16 protein-coding genes and 1 pseudogene are annotated in these 17,096 nt (G+C 35.9%); 14 read left to right on the top strand and 3 right to left on the bottom strand.

The annotated features are described in order from the left end of the window. The first annotated feature begins 78 nt into the window (after positions 1–78). The 3 genes from NSQ59_RS14115 to NSQ59_RS14105 all read left to right on the top strand — a co-directional run bounded on the left by NSQ59_RS14115 (position 79) and on the right by NSQ59_RS14105 (position 3,083). Complete coding sequence (locus NSQ59_RS14115) at positions 79–1,371, top strand: phytoene desaturase family protein (protein WP_340831880.1); 1,293 nt, start codon at positions 79–81, stop codon at positions 1,369–1,371. A 5-nt stretch (positions 1,372–1,376) separates the two neighbouring features. Then, positions 1,377–2,240, top strand: a complete 864-nt coding sequence (locus NSQ59_RS14110; RefSeq protein ID WP_340831878.1) for an RNA polymerase sigma-70 factor — start codon at positions 1,377–1,379, stop codon at positions 2,238–2,240. A gap of 366 nt (positions 2,241–2,606) precedes the next feature. Then, the gene (locus NSQ59_RS14105; RefSeq protein ID WP_126649080.1) at positions 2,607–3,083 is read left to right on the top strand and encodes a CarD family transcriptional regulator; all 477 of its coding nucleotides are present in this window, start codon (positions 2,607–2,609) and stop codon (positions 3,081–3,083) included. Between the two features lie 164 nt (positions 3,084–3,247). Here NSQ59_RS14105 and NSQ59_RS14100 read toward each other — a convergent pair whose 3' ends face one another. Beyond that, the gene (locus NSQ59_RS14100; RefSeq protein WP_340831876.1) at positions 3,248–4,036 is read right to left on the bottom strand and encodes a DUF1385 domain-containing protein; all 789 of its coding nucleotides are present in this window, start codon (positions 4,034–4,036) and stop codon (positions 3,248–3,250) included. 382 nt (positions 4,037–4,418) lie between these two features. On the opposite strand from NSQ59_RS14100, the gene NSQ59_RS14095 reads away from it, so the two are divergent. The 6 genes from NSQ59_RS14095 (at position 4,419) to NSQ59_RS14070 (ending at position 10,484) form a co-directional block, all read left to right on the top strand. Further along, entirely contained in the window at positions 4,419–5,456 is a 1,038-nt protein-coding gene (locus NSQ59_RS14095) for a DnaD domain-containing protein (RefSeq protein WP_340831874.1), read from the top strand. Continuing rightward, positions 5,453–6,715 (top strand): DnaB-like helicase C-terminal domain-containing protein, encoded by a 1,263-nt coding sequence (locus NSQ59_RS14090; RefSeq protein ID WP_340831873.1) that lies wholly within the window; start codon positions 5,453–5,455, stop codon positions 6,713–6,715. Before NSQ59_RS14095 ends, NSQ59_RS14090 begins: the two co-directional genes overlap by 4 nt. A 63-nt stretch (positions 6,716–6,778) precedes the next feature. Next, positions 6,779–7,228 (top strand): hypothetical protein, encoded by a 450-nt coding sequence (locus tag NSQ59_RS14085; RefSeq protein ID WP_340831871.1) that lies wholly within the window; start codon positions 6,779–6,781, stop codon positions 7,226–7,228. A gap of 480 nt (positions 7,229–7,708) precedes the next feature. Then, positions 7,709–8,122: a hypothetical protein gene (locus tag NSQ59_RS14080; RefSeq protein WP_340831869.1), complete on the top strand. Its 414-nt coding sequence runs from the start codon at positions 7,709–7,711 to the stop codon at positions 8,120–8,122. Positions 8,123–8,497: 375 nt separating this feature from the next. Beyond that, on the top strand, positions 8,498–8,911 hold the full coding sequence (locus NSQ59_RS14075; RefSeq protein ID WP_340831867.1) for a flavoprotein: 414 nt from the start codon (positions 8,498–8,500) through the stop codon (positions 8,909–8,911). A 181-nt stretch (positions 8,912–9,092) separates the two neighbouring features. Further along, complete coding sequence (locus NSQ59_RS14070) at positions 9,093–10,484, top strand: VanZ family protein (RefSeq protein WP_340831865.1); 1,392 nt, start codon at positions 9,093–9,095, stop codon at positions 10,482–10,484. Positions 10,485–10,623: 139 nt separating this feature from the next. Here the strand turns inward: NSQ59_RS14070 and NSQ59_RS14065 are convergent, their stop codons facing one another. Next, entirely contained in the window at positions 10,624–11,820 is a 1,197-nt protein-coding gene (locus NSQ59_RS14065) for an MFS transporter (protein WP_340831862.1), read from the bottom strand. A gap of 276 nt (positions 11,821–12,096) precedes the next feature. Between NSQ59_RS14065 and NSQ59_RS14060 the strand changes: the two genes are divergently transcribed. The 5 genes from NSQ59_RS14060 (at position 12,097) to NSQ59_RS14040 (ending at position 15,775) form a co-directional block, all read left to right on the top strand. Beyond that, positions 12,097–12,819, top strand: coding sequence for a metallophosphoesterase family protein (locus NSQ59_RS14060; RefSeq protein ID WP_340831860.1), 723 nt, complete (start codon positions 12,097–12,099; stop codon positions 12,817–12,819). A 397-nt stretch (positions 12,820–13,216) separates the two neighbouring features. Further along, positions 13,217–13,315, top strand: coding sequence for a putative holin-like toxin (locus tag NSQ59_RS14055; RefSeq protein WP_083489328.1), 99 nt, complete (start codon positions 13,217–13,219; stop codon positions 13,313–13,315). Between the two features lie 330 nt (positions 13,316–13,645). After that, on the top strand, positions 13,646–13,849 hold the full coding sequence (locus NSQ59_RS14050; protein WP_340833170.1) for an XtrA/YqaO family protein: 204 nt from the start codon (positions 13,646–13,648) through the stop codon (positions 13,847–13,849). Beyond that, entirely contained in the window at positions 13,846–14,661 is an 816-nt protein-coding gene (locus NSQ59_RS14045; RefSeq protein WP_340831856.1) for a hypothetical protein, read from the top strand. Before NSQ59_RS14050 ends, NSQ59_RS14045 begins: the two co-directional genes overlap by 4 nt. A 949-nt stretch (positions 14,662–15,610) precedes the next feature. Further along, positions 15,611–15,775: a hypothetical protein gene (locus NSQ59_RS14040; RefSeq protein ID WP_340831854.1), complete on the top strand. Its 165-nt coding sequence runs from the start codon at positions 15,611–15,613 to the stop codon at positions 15,773–15,775. 288 nt (positions 15,776–16,063) lie between these two features. Here NSQ59_RS14040 and tnpC read toward each other — a convergent pair. Beyond that, a pseudogene (tnpC, locus tag NSQ59_RS14030) lies at positions 16,064–16,953 on the bottom strand (IS66 family transposase); the annotation flags it as partial. Positions 16,954–17,096: the final 143 nt, after the last annotated feature.

Genomic DNA, 17,096 nt, shown 5'->3' with positions numbered 1-17,096 from the left:
AAATTTTTTTATAATGACTGTCACAAAATCCTTCCCTCCTTCGTTTTGTTTACAGAACAAATGTAGGAGGGATTTTTTATGTTAAATTATGATGTTGTAGTCGTAGGTGGAGGATTGGCTGGGTTAACAGCTGCTAATTTATTGGCGAGGGAAGGAAAAAAGGTCGTTGTTATGGAAAAATCGAGTCGTCTAGGTGGAAGGGGGATAACTAATGATAAAAATGGGGTTCTCATGAACTTGGGACCGCATGGATTGTATATGTCAGGGGATGCTGCTCACATTTTTACGGAACTTGGAATATCACTTCCAGGTGGAAATGCTGTGACTGCTATTCACGGCATTTTAAATCATGACGTTCATATCATTCCAACAGATTTTTCAACGATTATGTCATCGACCCTTTTATCGTGGAAAGATAAATTTATGTTCAGTAAATTAATGTTAAAGATTATGAAATTAAATATTGATTCCATTCCGGAAGTCAGCCTTATGGAGTGGGCAGATTCTGAAATATCCAATCCGATGGTAAGGCATATTTTTTACTCCATCTGTCGGTTGACGACCTATACAAATGCACCGGCTTTACAGCTTGCAAAGCCAGCTTTGAGGCAGGTGAAGCGCTCTTTAAAATCGGATGTCCTATATGTTGATGGAGGTTGGGAAACGATTGTTCAAAAACTGAAGAAGCAAGCAGAAGCGTACGGAGTCGAAATATTAACGAATAAAAATGTATCAAGTATTGAGCATCATGAGCAATATCAAATCATACAATGCTTAGATGGGACGGTCTTTACTGTTCCTGATTGTATCGTGGCAGCACCTCCGAAAGAGGCAATGAACATGATAAATGGATCAGAACATACATCGTTGCGCCTTTGGAATGAACAGGCAATTCCTATTACGGCATGCTGTTTGGATATAGGGATTAAAAAGTTACCTAACCCACAACATCAATTTGCGATAGGACTCGACCAAGCGTTGTTTTTCACGAACCAATCGAGGGCTGCAAAGTTAAGTGAGAACGGGACACTGGTTGTAAGCTTAGCAAAATACCATAATCCAATGGAAGAAATAAACGTAAACTCAGATAAGCAACAATTAGAATCAGTGATGGATTTACTTCATCCTGACTGGCGAAAAGAAGTCGTGGTGCAACAATTTTTACCAAAACTAACGGTAATGCATGATTTTCCACATGTAAAACGAAAAGAATATCCGGGTCCAAGCATACCAGAAATGAATGGAATCTTTATAGGAGGAGATTGGGCAGGACATGAAGAAGTATTAGCAGATGCTGCGGTTGCGAGTGGGAAGCGTGCAGCGCAAGAAGTTTTAAAAACAAACAAAGTGCTTTTAGAAAAGGAAGGTTAATCGTTTTGGAAACTGAAGAGTTGTATCAGACATACAAACCTTTGTTATTTTCGATCGCCTACCAAATGACTGGTAGTGTTACAGATGCAGAAGATCTTGTACAAGAGGCGTTTCTCACGTATAACCATGTTAGCAGCGAAAAAGTCATTGAAAACAAGAAAGCGTATTTATGTAAGATCGTGATGAATAGCTCCATTGATAAAATACGATCAGCTGCCAATAAGCGCGAGGTATATGTTGGAGAGTGGTTGCCAGAACCATTGGTAGATGCAGAAAATGATCCTTCTCATACTTATATGATGAAGGAATCGATCTCGACCGCTTATCTCTTGCTTTTGCAGCAGTTATCTGAAGATGAACGAGCAGTCTTCTTATTACGAGAAGTATTTCAGTATAGCTATGAAGAAATTGCAGCTATTATAGAAAAATCATATGCCAATTGCAGGCAGATTTTTCACAGAGCCAAAAAAAGCATGGAGAACCGACCGAAAGCTACCACAATGGATTTCCAATCGATGAAAAGCAACCTAGAACAATTTACGATGGCACTTCAAACAGGGAATATTAAGAAGATGCTAGAGTTATTGAAGACAGATGCTGTATTAATTTCTGACGGAGGCGGAAAAGTAAAAGCTGCACTAAACCCAATCTATTCATCGGAGCGAATTGTCCTTTTGTTTACAAGTATTATGAAAAAGCTTCCTGAAAACACGAGGATGGAATTTAAAGTTGTAAATGGATTTCCAGGGGTTTTTGTAATCGTTAATGACAATGTCGCTTATGTCGTCTCTCTGGAGTTTCAAGATGATAAGATTTGGCGCATGTATATGGTGGCAAATCCGGAAAAGCTTGTACATTTGCAAAAATAAAATTAGCAAACAATCATTTTCACCATTACTGAGGTGAAATGCAGATCAAAAGTAGAAAATGATCAAACTTTTTATAAAATTGAAACTTAATTATGCTAGAGAAGAATCCATTTTTTTAAATGGATTCTTCTTATTCTTTTTATAAAATCATACGCTAGGCGTAAGGTTCAGGAAATAAATTCAATAGTAGCTAATCCTGCACTGTGATATTTTTTTGTATTGGTAAATAAAACCACCTAAAATAATGATGATTTTCCAGCTAAAAATATTGAAATTTTCTATTGTAAGGTGTTATAATAAAATATTTTGATAAAAAACATAATGTGTGTTATGATAAAGGAGGTGTCAAATTCGGAGGTGTTCTAAATGTTTCATGTTGGAGATTCCATTGTTTATCCAATGCAAGGCGCAGGTCTTATTGTAGCAATAGAAGAAAAGGAAATTCTCGGTGAGAAACATAGGTATTATATGATAAATGTACCTATCAAGCGATTACAAGTAATGATTCCTATTGACAAAGTGCAAAAATCACGCATTCGCTTAGTTGCAGATGAACCAACACTTAAACACGTTTTGGACATTTTTCAATACGGTCAAACAGATACAAATCTTTCAATGAAAGAAAGATACAAGATTAATACGGAAAAGTTGAGAACAGGTAATTTTCAGGAGGGTGCAGAAGTTGTACGTGATTTAATGCGCTTAAACAAAAAGAAAGCTCTCAATGCAAGCGAAAAGCAAATGCTAGACAGCGCACTGAAGATTTTCATTAGTGAATTGGGCATAATTAGAGGAATCACTGAAAGTCAGGCAAATGATTTGTTAAACAAAAGGGTTGGATGAGTGCTGTTAATGCTTCTGACTTTAAATGAACTAAAGTTCTTTAAAACGAGGAGAAATATATGTTTTTGGGAAACACTTATACATTCTTCAAGGGAAAGAGATTGCAGTATGCATCCAGATAAATGGATGCTTTTTTCATTTACTTTTCTTCCAATGTTTATTCTTCAAATACCATTCTTATTGGCTTCATGGATTTTAAGAATACATTCGTATGCTGCTTTGGCAACTAATAGATGTTCTTTGTCGGGTGGGGTAGTAAATAAATTTTTTTGCAAGAAATATCCTATAATATAAATTGGTCTTAAAAAAGGAGAGATCCATCTAGTATTAATTTTATAAACTTCATAACCGAAAATACAACCCAATAAAAAACTTAATATTAAGCTTTTAATGAATAGACTAAATATAATATAAAACAAGATAATAAAAACACATAAATTGGTCCCACATCGATGATGAATTCTGGAGTATTTGATAACATTGTTAATAGAAATATTTTTGGACTTTTCAAAAGCATTGTCTACCATGTGTTCAGCAGAATGATATTTCCCTACGGGAGAAAATTTAATAAAAAGGGAATATAGTACTAATAAAAGAATTATTAATATATATGTATACCAAATAAGGAAAGTATGATGTACTATTTTATTTCCGATTGAACTGGGCATTTTTGTAATAAATCGACTGCTTAAAAACAGAGTTGCTAAATAAATTCCAAATATAAATAGAATTGTTTTCCAAGAATCTAAATACCCTTCGAAGATCATCCAAATCCCACGAATAAACGGTATTTTGTCTAGTTTCTGACCAATTTGTCCAAATATCGATTTCTTTTTTGAAGTTACATTAATTTTTATCTCACCAGTTTTATTTCTGTATGCTTTCACTTTCGTTTCATTAGTAGAAAAACTCACAGAATTTATCCCCGCTCTACCACCAATTACTATACTCATTTTATCCACTCGCCTTGTAAAAAGAATTAATTATTCTTAATAATAACATATTTGTGGGTATTTTAACCTATTTATAGTACAAAGGAACTTAGAATATTTCCTCCTTTTGTCTGAGCATAGAAAAAAATCTTGTGTTTCCAAGTCCAGTTTTTACTTAGTCAATTCGTGCAGTTGGCCAGTTTCTAGTCAAAAAGAACTTGTTTTTAACAAGTCATGGGCAAGGGGGCAGGAACCTTGTCCCATTTTTATTTTTAAGATAGGAAAACGTAGGAAACGTCCTTGTGTTTCGAAAATTTTATAAAAACACGGTGTCCTTTTTCTCCCTAAAACCCTATATCAAATATGATGACTATTTTATTTGAAGATTGGGGAGTGGAGGAAGATGGCAAAATATCGAATGGTGCGTACTGATTTTTGGAAGAGTCCGATTGTTTTAGAGCAGATGACCCCGAAGGATAGATATTTTTACTTTTATCTGCTGACGAATCCGCATACTACTCAAATTGGAATCTATCGAATTACGAAGAAACAAATGGCTTTTGATTTGGGCTTTTCGATTGAAAGTGTTCATTCGTTAATGGAGCGTTTCGAGGGGCACCATCAGTTAATTCGTTACAATCCTAAAACAAGGGAACTGGCGATTAAGAACTGGGGGAAAGAGAATCTCCAAAAAGGTGGAAAGCCGGTCATGGATTGTATTATTTCCGAATTGAAAGAGGTCGAGGATCACTTACTTATCCAATATGTTGCAGAATCCATACATAAGGAAGAGATTAGAAGGTTATATGAAGCTTTTTATCATCAAAAAGGGATACTCATAGACGAAGAAAAAGATCCCTGTCAAGAATTGGACGAAACGATGTCACCTCGTTATGCGACAGATGTTCAAGAAGAAGAGGCTGAAAAAGATCTCTTTATTGAATTGGACGATACGTTTTCGACTCGTTTTACGATACGTGGGCAAAAAGAAAAACAAAAAGAAAAAGAAAAACAAAAACAACAACAAGATCTCTATCCAAGTATAGAGAATAATCCGGACATAGTGAGTCCGTCACAGAGTCATCAAAAAACAGATGATGTGAAAGAAATTATCGAATTTTGGGATGCGAATGGATTTGGTTTTACGAACATAAATGCGAAACAACAGTTGTTGTCGTGGTTAGATGATTCTCGTTTTTTACAGCCAAAGGAAATGATAATAAAAGCCATGAATATTGCGTGCGCCAATAACAAGCGAAGGCTGAGTTATATTACGGGGATCCTGAAAAACTGGGAAAATGAATCATTACTTACGGTTGAAGAAGTAGATTCGTATGATGAAATCCAAAAGCAATCTAAAGCGTCAACCGTTTCATTTCCAGCTGGAAGAGCGATACCAAGCGAATTTGTATTTGATCCAACGGCAGGTGAAGTGGAATGAGTGTGGTGGAAAAAACGTTCTTAGGATGCTTAATGAAAGCGGATTATTTACTTCATGATACCATCATTCAACCCGACCAGCTGGAAAGTGCACGCCATAAGGCATTAATGCGAAGAATGGTGGAGTTAAAGCGTGCTGGTAAGGGGGTTGATTTGCTTACCTTCACCACCTTACCTGACCTGGAATCATTTGGCGGAATGTCTTATCTTACAGAGCTTTTATCGTATGCAGAGCCTGAGAAATTTAATGAAACGGAGAAGCTCATTCTGGAACTCTGGAAGGAACGGGAAAAGCGAAACATCTTAACGCTTGCAGCGATGAATGATTGGGAGATTACAAAAGTAATTTCCGAATTGGATAAAATAAACCAATCGAAAATGGAGGATCACACCTCTTTACACCAAGCATTGGTTAGGATTTATGAGGCGCCATGGGAAGATCAAACCCATTCGAAAGGTGTGACAACGGGTATCAAAAAGCTTGATCTCTTGACGGGAGGCTTTCAGGGTGGAGAAGTGACGATTATAGCAGCAAGGCCCTCGATGGGGAAAACCGATGTAATGCTTCATTTTGCAAAAATATCGGGTTGGGCAGGGTTTCTTCCACTCGTCTTTTCCTTAGAAATGCCTGAAAAGCTCATCACCTCACGATTAATGGCTTCAACTGGAGGGTTTAACCGTTCAAAGATGCGGGATCCGAAAAGAATGCTAACGAAAAGCCAAAAGGATAAATGGGCGGATGTCATTGGAGACCTCGATGAAACCAACATACAAATTTTTGATGGAGCTGGGCAAACAGTTGCTGAAATGCGAGCGAAAACCAGAAAGCTCATGCATGAATTCCCATCTAAGAAACCAATCGTGTTTATCGATTACTTAACATTGATCCAACCAAGTGAAATGTACGGGGGAAATACCCATTTACAAGTAACGGAAATATCGAAATCCCTCAAGATGATGGCAAAAGATTTTGATTGCCCCGTCATTTGTTTGGCACAGCTCAATCGATCAGTGGAGACGCGTGCTAATAAACATCCGATGATGTCCGATATTCGGGAATCAGGCAGTGTGGAACAGGATGCAGATGTCATTTTGTTCTTATATCGCGAAGCCTATTATGACAAGGATTCCGAGGATCATTCTCTCGAAATGATTGTCTCCAAAAACCGGAATGGTCCAGTTGGAATGATAAAGGTGGGTTATAACGAACATACAGGAGCGATTGGAGAGCAAAAAGAACAAAGTCCTGCCAACAGCTAATAGATATGATCCTTTTAAAATAAGTATCGATATTGATAAAAATGGAAAACGGGGTGTTATCACATGTTGGTCAGAGAGATGTATGAGAATCTTATTCTTTATGAGGAATCCACATTGGCTCATTCCCTGTATCATTTACTAGCGGAGGAGAAAATTTCATTAGATGACGACATATCTAAAATAGACATGAATCAAGTAAATCCTGAGAAAGTAGCGGAATTGGTTGAAAAGAATGTACTAGGTATTCATAAGATTGGCGTCTACTCCCTGAAGATGGACAAGAAAACCTTTGTCTTTATATATGCAAGCAGCGAGGAAGAGGCAATACAATTCTATAGGAAATCCTTTCATAAAAACCCATTGAACTGTCACGAATATTCCCTAGATTTCGAGCTTACTAGGGGGAATGGGGTGATTTCGTTTAGGGAAATGAGGAAGGAGTTTACGCAGTTTCCTGCTGTGGCGGGGTATTATGTGAAGGAAACATTGGGCGGGTTCCGCCGTTTTGAGTAAGGAAGAATGGTAAGTTAATCTAAAAAAATGGGAAATTTGTATTTTCTCCATAATCGCATATAAATACCTATGGGTCTCGATAACACATATCGATTATGTAAAACCGGTACTTGGATTAAAAGAAGAAGAGTTCACATCATTTATTATTACTAAAGATATGTTGTTTAACCTCAGGGCTACTACCTACGAAAATTTCCACAGCGAATGTTTATTTACTACAGCCGCCTATATGAAAAATACCAACAACGAATTTTACCCATTGCAGTATTTAGTTAAAATAAAAAGAAAAAGGAATCCAATCTGTTTGAAATATCCTTTCCATTTCATCAGGTTTTATCCTTTAACTTTCTCAAAGTCCAACCTAAAACCTTGAATTGGAGAGACTATATACAACATGATAATCCCGTAGCAGCCGCTTTATTATGCAAAATGGATTTTAAAGAAGAAGAAAAAGTTCAAGTAAAGAAGGAAGTTCTTCGAATGATTGTGCGAATGGAATTGAATTCAGCAAGAGCACATTTAATCGCAGGCTTTTTTGATCAATATCTGATCCTAAACGAGGAGGAAGAAGAGCAATTGGAAAAGGAAATTAAGTCACTTAACAAGCAGGAGGCGATGAAGGTGATGGAATTGAAAACTGCCTGGGAAGTAAAAGCGGAGGAACGTGGGATAGAGAAAGGAATCGAGAAAGGGAAAAGGGATGGCACTATTTCTATCATTAATAGGCTCGTACAAGTCCAATTCCCGAATCATTTTCATGAGATTCAGGAAAAGGTACAAATGATAAACGATTTGTCGTTTCTTGAAAACCTTTCAGAAAAAATTCTTACTACTAAAGATTATAAGGACATAGAACAATGGATTGACTACAAATTGGAATTAGAGAGGGAGTAAAAAGGCTATTTTGATGATTAGGCACTCGTAAGCAGTGACAGGTATAATTTACTGGAATAATAGGTAATATGTGAGTCAACTCCATAATAATGGGCCGAGGGAAACTTCCGGCCTATTTTAATGCGCTAAAGGAACGTATAATTTGAAATGATAATAAATGGGTTGAAAGCTATCCAGATTAACTTGGAAGTATTACTGAAAATTAACTTAACAGCTTTGTCTTCTGAATTTCGGCACCTAACCCCTAGTAGGCTAAAAACGTTAGGTACTGTGGGTCCGGCACCGTTTTCGAAATGGGAAATACAGCAAATAAAGGAATTTTCCTTCTCAATATAGAATGGAAAGATGAGCACTACCATTAAGGAGGTTTCTTTTATGGATCACACATTTCGACAATTTCTCGATACATATTTAGATGTTTGGAGAACTTCATCTTTAAGCGAATTAAAGGATTTAATATCGATAGATTACAAAGCCAGAGAAATAACAGGCGGAGAAATAGTCGATTTTGGTTATGAAGAATCCATCAAAGGATGGGAGCAGAGCTTTAAGTTTGTCCAAGAAAACAATGCCCAATGGGTCTTAAATGAAATATCCATTTTTCCATTAAGAGTTGCTGAGACGTTGGTGATTTTATCCGCTACGATGGTTATTAACGGTATGTGTTTAGAAACAGCAAATTTATTCTTTCAAACGTTCAAAAAAAATAATATTGGAGATTGGAAATTGGTAAGAAGTTATATAGAAGCAGGAATTCCGAATGTTAATTTAAGCTTAGTGCAATCATAAATTTTGGAGCCTAATCCCCAAAAAGATAAAACGTTAGTGTATTGAGGTTAGGTGCCGTTTTCTAGGATATTTAATGTTAAAAATAAATTTATAGATTGAGAATGAATGCTAATTAACAATTGAGGTAGATTGGATATCATTAGGGGGGAGTAGACCAGAGGACTGTCCTTCTGGATAGATTATGAGATTACAAGAAATCATCGGTATAGTAAGAGAGTATTTTTTTCTAGCACTGATAGCGGTAATTGTTTTAGGGATTGTCTTTATTCTAGGTTATTACATTGTGTATAAAAACCTTTTTAAAGGAAAGGGGAGCCTTTACAAAAAACAGTTACTTCTTGGAGGATTGTTTATAGGGTATATCATTATGGTTATAGGTGTGACCTTTTTGAACAGGGGTCCAGCGTATCATGACAGAATGGATTTGTCCTTTTTAAGTTCATATCGAGAAGCTTGGTATAGTTTTAGTGTAAGACTTTGGCAGTACGAATATTTAAATATATTCATGTTTGTACCGTTCGGTATCCTTTTCCCGTTATTGCACAAACGTTTTCAAAAAGCTGCATGGACAATCGGAATAGCAGCGTTATTTACACTTTCCATTGAAAGTCTCCAGTTAATAACAAGATATGGGATTTTTGCAGTGGATGATTTATTTAACAACCTGCTTGGTGGCATTATTGGATATGGTATCATCATGGGCATCATTACAATCAAAGAAAAGGGAATAAAGCGTTCCTTTTTCTACTTTTCCCCTTTGTTAATAGTAGTAATGTTATTCGGCAGCATGTACTCATACTACCATTTGAAGGAATTTGGAAATCTCTCTATCGTACCAAGTTACAGATTGGATACATCACAAGCAAAAATCACGCTGGATGGACAACTTGATGATCAAAGAAAGACAGTTCCGATTTATAAAGCGCCAAGCTATACAAAGGTTACTGCTGAAAAATTTGTCCGGGATTTTTTTGACAGAATGAGTATAGATACTTCGGATATGGAAGTTATTCTTTATCCAGATGAAGGTTTTTATCGGATTAATGGGGAGAAGTCTTATAATATATCATTTCGATTTCTAGATGGAAGTTATAACTTTACCGATTTTTCTAGTTTTGACAATGATAAAAAGCTAAAGGACGCAGATCAAGAAACCTTAAAAGAAAACTTAACTAAATATGGCATAGACATTCCACAAGATTCTCAGTTTCAAAAAACTAAGGTTGGCACATATAAGTGGACAGTTGATAAAAAGGTAAGAGGAAATCAGCTTATAGATGGTTCTTTAGGGGTAACTTATTATAACGATGATACAGTGAAGGGAATGGACAACCAATTAATAACATATGACAAAGTAAGGGATGTTCAAATAAAGAGTGAACAGGAAGCCTATAAAGAAGTTTTAAATGGGAAATTTCAACTTTACCCTGAAAACACCAAAATAAAAACCTTAAAGATCCATAAAGTAGAGGTAAGCTACTATTTAGATTCTAAAGGCTTTTATCAACCAGTTTATGCTTTCCAGAGTACAGTAAATGGAATGGATAGAACGATCCTAATTCCGGGAATCTAGAAAGTTTGAGTGCTGATTTTATTGGAAGGGATGAGGGGACAAGTACCTCATCCCAATTTTATCGATAAGAATAAAAATAAAAATCAACTTGCCATCAATACAAAAGCAATAAAACTTTACACTAGCTTTAGCCTCTTTTTTACACTGGCAACTTCTTATCCAACCGGTCACTCGGCAAAAAGACAGAAATCAACGAGCCGGCAAGGGGAAGGAGAGAAAGAATTGTAAAGACCGTTGCAACACCGAAAATGTCTGAAATTCCTCCCATAAAAACAGAACCAATTCCACCTGCCCCCACACCAAAACCAATCGAAAGTCCTGAAGCTAGACCAATATTTTCAGGTAGCATTCGCTGCATATAAACCACACTTACCGAGAAGGAAGAGAGTACACAAAACCCAAATAAAAGTAAGTCTAGTACCGATAACACTCCATGTACATATGGAAAAATCAATGCAAATGGGGTGGCTAGCAGCATAGAGCTAACAAGTAAACGTTTCATCCCAACTTTATCCGATAATATACCACCTACGAATGTTCCCAGTGCCCCTGCACCGACAAAGACAAAGCTAAGGATTTCTGATTGCTGTACGGACAGATTATGAAGATAAAAGGGTAAAAAGACGACAACACCAATTTGGCACCATGAACGAAGGATAATTACACATGAAAGCAGGCTTGCCCCAAGATAATTGTTCGTTCCTTTTCCTACCTTTTTAGTATTTACTTTAGTAGCTTTTAATTTCCCACCTAACCAGGGGAGAATTTGTCCGGTTAATATAAGGGATAAAAATGCTACGGGAATAAGCCAAATGAGGCTATGTATTCCTGAATGGATAATGAAAATGGATATGATTAACGGACCGAAAGCCTGGCCGGAATTTCCTCCTACTTGGAAAATAGCCTGGGCAAGCCCTTTTTTTGTTCCAGAAGCTAAGTGGGTAGCCCGCGATGCTTCCGGATGGAATGCGCCGGAACCAAGCCCGGAAATGGAAATAAATAAGAGCAGCCAAGGTAGAGAAGGTGCGATGGCTGTTAAAGCAAGCCCCATAATGGAACAAAATAATCCCACAGAAAATAGCCATACTTTAGGCTTTCGATCCGCAAATAAGCCAAAAAGTGGTTGCGAAACGGAAGAAGTTAAATAAGACATTAACACGATTAATGTTGACTGGGTGTAGTTCAAATCTAAGGCATGTTTATAAAGGACGACTAATGCCGGAACCATACCTGTGGTCACTAAATCATTTAAAAAATGGGCTCCACTGAAAGTAAAGATTCCCCGGCGATAAAGGGGTTCTTCGCCTTTCATGAGTGTTTGGGAAACAGGTTCCATTGATAAGTTCCTCCTTTTAAATGAATCAACTATTTTTATAATATGGTAAAAAACGAAGTATATTTGCCTTTTTAATATTATCCCAGATTATGATTACAGTCACTATTTTTCACTATTTAATAGCACAGGGACTGTCCCCCTGGTATTGATGGAGTAGTCAGTGGCAAAGGAACCGTATATGTTTACATGCTGGGTAATAAGTCCTTTTTAGTTAAATTGTTGTAAAATTTAATATATACTGACTGTATAGGTTTTTTACATAAGGGGGATTTCAGTTTGTCAAAAATAGCAATTATTTCAGATATTCACGGTAATTTAACGGCATTAGAAGCAGTGCTAAAAGATATAGAAAAACGTGGTGTGGATCAGATATTTTGTTTGGGAGATTTGGTAGGGAAGGGTCCGCGTGGTTCGGAATGTATTGAACTTGTTAGAAAGCATTGCCATAAAGTCATTCGTGGGAATTGGGATGTGTTTATCCAAGAGGAGACAGATAATGAAATTCTTAAGTGGTTTCAAAACCACTTAACAGAGGAAGATTTTAACTACTTAGCTTCCTTGCCTTTTTATATAGAATTTGAGTTAAACGGAAAGCTAATTCGTTGCTTTCATGCTTCGCCGAGGAGTGTCTTTGAGCGAATTGCACCTGAGTATCATCCAAAAGAAAAGTGTTTGTCTCTATTTGAGAATAGTGAAGAAACGGAATCCCTTCACTCGAAACGTACTCCAGATATTGTGTTTTATGGCGATATTCACATGACTTTATTAAGAAGTTATGAAACTGGTATCCTTTGCAATGTAGGAAGTGTGGGTTTAGATTTAGTTGATGCTACGTATGTTATTGTGGATGGTTCGTATGGCACTAATTCGATTAACTTTGTGCGGGTTCCATATGATAGGGAAGCAGAGCTTAGATCTGCAAGGGAACTAGGAATGGTAGGTTATGAAGAATACTATAAAGAGATTATGTATGATCAATTTATGGAAATGAAAAATTAATGATGGGTCAAGTAGTCGAAATAATGAATAATACCAAACAGTAGTTTCTAAAGGGGTATTCTCCAAACGAGTTATTAAAACAAGAAGAGGATGCAATACGTCTATTAACTAAAGAGAAGAACAACCTTATAAACATGAAAACGAAAAAGAAAATAGGAAGAAATGATCCATGTAGAGGTGGTGAAAAATTCAAGAAAGACTGTGGAAAATAGAGATGGTTCTCCCTATTTTATATTCAAAAACGATGTAATTTTGGTTGCTGAATAAACGGCTAATACATAATCCTCGTAACGTAATTTTAATAATTATTTTTCGTACGAACATTTGTGCTATAATTAATAGAGTACAGCTCGCAGGGTGGCAGTAGTCACTTCCCAAAGAAGGGAGGTGATTGCTGATGATCACTGTTTACGAAACGTTATCCCTGATGATCATGTTTGGATCATTCATCGTAACTGTGATTGCAGTCGTTATTTCTCTTGTTAAACGGAAATAACCCACCCTGCCTCTGCCATGGTTGGGGTGAGTTATTCCTAGCCTCGGGCTACTGCACTTCTTGCAGTAAGCTGTACTGGGAACATTGGTTGCAGCCAATGTTCCTTTTTATTATATTCTGTTAATTTTAAGTATATACAAACTGAAGGATAGTTTCAAATGGATTGTTCTTAACAAGGACATTACAAGTATTAAACCAGAGGGTGGATCGTCAGGGTCATTTTATAAAGAAATCAAAATAGCAGTAACACAGAGCCATCAGCAATATCCAATTCCTAATTCGCAATTTAATACTTTTCTTAAAATTACATTAATACAAAGGGCGTTCCTGGTGAGGTTTAAAGATCTAATAATCAACCCTAGTACTATGATACTAGAAATTGATATAATAGAACAAAATGGAAGTTTTGCCACTGTGGTGTGTGATGGGAAGACTAGAATTGCTCTTCTTAAGGAAGATGGAGAAACAAACATCTTTAACCACCATGGCAAGATTAAGCATGTAAAGAGGAAGAGGGGGAAGAGTTTTAATTGAGGAATAGATTAACTGCTTTTGGTAAAAAAATTTTTAAAAATTCGATATTTAAGTTTCTAACAGTTGGACTTTTAATTTTTGTAACTAGTATAGTATCTATGCTTTGCATTCCTAGTCAATCAGGTAGTATTGCAGGAGTATCTTCATGGGTGTTAACAGTTTATGTTGTATATAATTACTTTAAAGGAATTACTAGTTATAGGGATAAAAAACGAATTGAAAAACTCGAAAAAGTATTTAACAAAGAAACTAAAATAAAGTTATTTCAATGGATAGCAATAACTGATTTATTTGGAGATTCTTTATATTCTTGGTTAAGAGAAGATGCACAAAAGGATATTGCTAGTAATCTTAAAAAAATAAAAGAAGAAATTATAAAGTCCGTTGGTGATTCTATATTTGATTATTACTTATTAAAAGATTACTTAGAATACTATACAAAAAACAATTTTCTCTACAAAGTGTGGAAAATAATAAATCCTGTCATTATTAGTTCTTTTACTGGTTTTTTGATTAAAATAGTGGTATTAGATAAACTTTTAGGATATTTCCTGAAATCAACAGAAGGTAAAATTGGATTAGAGGACCAAATTGAGCTAATTGTTGGAGTAAGTTCTACAATGCTGATTCTTAGTTTAGTAGTTATTTATATTAGATCTGAACTCATTAAAGATAAAAGAATAATTGATATATTTATTATGATAGTCGATATAATTATCAAGCAAAAAGAAAAAGAACAAGTACGAGAACTGAAACCAGAAAATGAACATTTACCAGATAACTTGAGAGTTTACCAATCAACCAATGGATAATGAATACAACAAGTAAAGATTTATGTAAGAGTAAAGTGGAAATAGGGGAAGAGTTTTAAAATGGGCCGGGATAAAAAGCATTACATTCTTCATCCTATTGAAATTATTTTCTAACCTTCGAAACAAGAAAAAAATCAAATAGAAACAAAATCTAAAATTACATGATTACACGTAAAGAAAATTTAAGAACATATGTTTTAAAAGTAGGACCTCATGGAACAAAAATCTCTACAAATTCGTACCATGTGAGTGTCGTGCATCCGACATACGCCGTTATTTTTGTAAGGAAAAACAATTATGGACATCCTACTTCGGAGACTTTAAGTAGATTAAAAACTGCTAAAGTTAATGTATTGCTTACAAATAAATAAGGGACAATTATTGCAAGGACAGATGATAATAACCATACGCTTAATATAAAACCATGAATAAATAATTGTTCATAATGATAAAGCTATTTTATAAGACTACTGATACAACCTATACTTGTATTATAGGAAAACCTCTAGCAGTAAGGATTTCAAGAGCAAAAATAACTTTTGAAGTTGTGATTGATATCATCTTCTACTTATGCTTATAAATGAAAAATATATTACAAACCTCATTTTTCAAGGTAAGGATGTGAATTTATTGAGAGGTTCTTTTTCAAAGAGAATATATAGTAAAGGTAGACATTAAGACACAAGATTTCCCAAGGTTGATCTTTCTTAATAAAGTAACGGTTGGAGATGTATTTTCTATTGAATATAATAAAGTTATCATATTAAAATATCAAACAGAATAGCAGAAAAAGGAAATAGAAGATCTGATGGATGAACTTTTGGAATAACATTAACGAGACTTTTAAGTGTATTGAATAGGAAAATGAATTTTCAACTATCGGGTGTTTCTTCAAAGTAAAAAAAGTGCTCCCTGTTATTTTAGAGGGAATATTGGAGGTGTTGATATTATGAATATAGAAGAAATGGTGAAGGTTTTAAAGGAGCCAATACGTTCTTGTGTGATTGAATTTGTAAAGGATTGTTATGAAAATAAGAATGTTGAAGTAGATGAAAATGTGATTGATTTACTAAACATGATTAGACAAAGATATATAAAAAATACCCCTATTTAATTAAGAGGCCACTGAAAAACTTACGTTTTTTATTTTTATATCCTCAATTCAATACAAAAAGGCAATTTGCCGTCTCGTTTTTTGACGACAAATTGCCTTTTTCTTTTCTTTTTTCTTATTCTTTTTCACTAAGGAGTTTTAGGATTCGCTTAAGATTAACGGCAAATATCGCCGTGGCTCCTTGAATTTCCGTAAGCCCGAATTATAAAAAATAAGCGCACCTTCAGGTACGCATGACAAATAGCCGCATATTCTGACTTTTTTTCATCGAATTACGGCTTATTTCATTTATTTGCTACATTCTTCCTGAATCATTTTTGACCAGGGCATGTATTGATTTAAAATTTCTGGGCTTTGATGGATGCCGAGATTCGGTAGATCCGTCAAAAGTTTCTTGATATATTCGTAGAAATCAACACCGTTACTTTTGGCTGTTTCCGCGATACTCAAACAGATGGCATTCGCTTTTGCTCCGGCTTCACTAACACTGAAGATCCAATTTTTCCTTCCAAGAACGTTGGGGCGGATGGCGTTTTCGACTGGATGCGCCCATCGTTCAGGAATGCTCTGAGTCCATTTGCCCTGTTCAATGTATATTCAGCTGCTTTCGCTAGCGCATTCTTTCCGTAGAATGGTGACGTTTCAACCCATTCAAGGAATTTATCTACAATTGGCTTCGAGTATTTTTGGCGCTTTTTTCTTCGCTTACTCGGAGACAAATGCTTGAATTTCCTTTCAAGTCGATATAATTCGTCACAAAAGTTTACACCAATACGGCCATTTTTGCTGTCAGCTTTCAGCCAATAACGCCGAACATGTGCCCAACAATTTGCGAAGGTAACGCCTTCCAACTTATCGTAGGCAGAATAACCATCACAAATAATCGTTCCAGAAAAGCCTTCAATGAAACTTTCAAGGACAGACCGAGCCCGGGATAATGCGCTTTGAAAGAGGGTAATTGATGGTCCTTGGGATGGTACACTTCGATATACCCAGTTATAGGCATTGGATTGACCGGATTTCCCATCGGAACGGTTGATGATTTGTCCATATGTTTCATCGACGTGTAAAATCGATTTAGCCATCATAAATTGCTTCATTCGATCGTAAATTGGCAATAGCCAATCATGTGATGCACGAATGACCCAATTGGAAAGATTCTTATCATTCGTGTCCAGGCAATTGTTTTTTGCAAAATAAAAATACACAATGTTGCAGAGAATTTTGCGTAGCCCAACTTTACATGGAGGGGCGGGCATGGTAGCCTTGATTGGCAAAGCCAGCCCTTGATACTGCTGGCTTCTTGGCTTGGAAGTCATGC

The organism is Margalitia sp. FSL K6-0131 (assembly GCF_038008735.1).
GTDB lineage: Bacteria > Bacillota > Bacilli > Bacillales > Bacillaceae_C > Margalitia > Margalitia shackletonii.
This window is presented reverse-complemented; position numbering and strand designations above follow the sequence as displayed.

Bases quoted from the DNA above. Each gene is read 5' to 3' on its own strand.
- NSQ59_RS14075 (WP_340831867.1), top strand. From the start codon at position 8,498: ATGGATCACACATTTCGACAATTTCTCGATACATATTTAGATGTTTGG.
- NSQ59_RS14100 (WP_340831876.1), bottom strand. From the start codon at position 4,036: ATGAGTATAGTAATTGGTGGTAGAGCGGGGATAAATTCTGTGAGTTTT.
- NSQ59_RS14070 (WP_340831865.1), top strand. From the start codon at position 9,093: ATGAGATTACAAGAAATCATCGGTATAGTAAGAGAGTATTTTTTTCTA.
- NSQ59_RS14115 (WP_340831880.1), top strand. From the start codon at position 79: ATGTTAAATTATGATGTTGTAGTCGTAGGTGGAGGATTGGCTGGGTTA.
- NSQ59_RS14085 (WP_340831871.1), top strand. From the start codon at position 6,779: ATGTTGGTCAGAGAGATGTATGAGAATCTTATTCTTTATGAGGAATCC.
- NSQ59_RS14065 (WP_340831862.1), bottom strand. From the start codon at position 11,820: ATGGAACCTGTTTCCCAAACACTCATGAAAGGCGAAGAACCCCTTTAT.
- NSQ59_RS14105 (WP_126649080.1), top strand. From the start codon at position 2,607: ATGTTTCATGTTGGAGATTCCATTGTTTATCCAATGCAAGGCGCAGGT.
- NSQ59_RS14055 (WP_083489328.1), top strand. From the start codon at position 13,217: ATGATCACTGTTTACGAAACGTTATCCCTGATGATCATGTTTGGATCA.
- NSQ59_RS14090 (WP_340831873.1), top strand. From the start codon at position 5,453: ATGAGTGTGGTGGAAAAAACGTTCTTAGGATGCTTAATGAAAGCGGAT.
- NSQ59_RS14040 (WP_340831854.1), top strand. From the start codon at position 15,611: ATGAATATAGAAGAAATGGTGAAGGTTTTAAAGGAGCCAATACGTTCT.
- NSQ59_RS14080 (WP_340831869.1), top strand. From the start codon at position 7,709: ATGATTGTGCGAATGGAATTGAATTCAGCAAGAGCACATTTAATCGCA.
- NSQ59_RS14095 (WP_340831874.1), top strand. From the start codon at position 4,419: ATGGCAAAATATCGAATGGTGCGTACTGATTTTTGGAAGAGTCCGATT.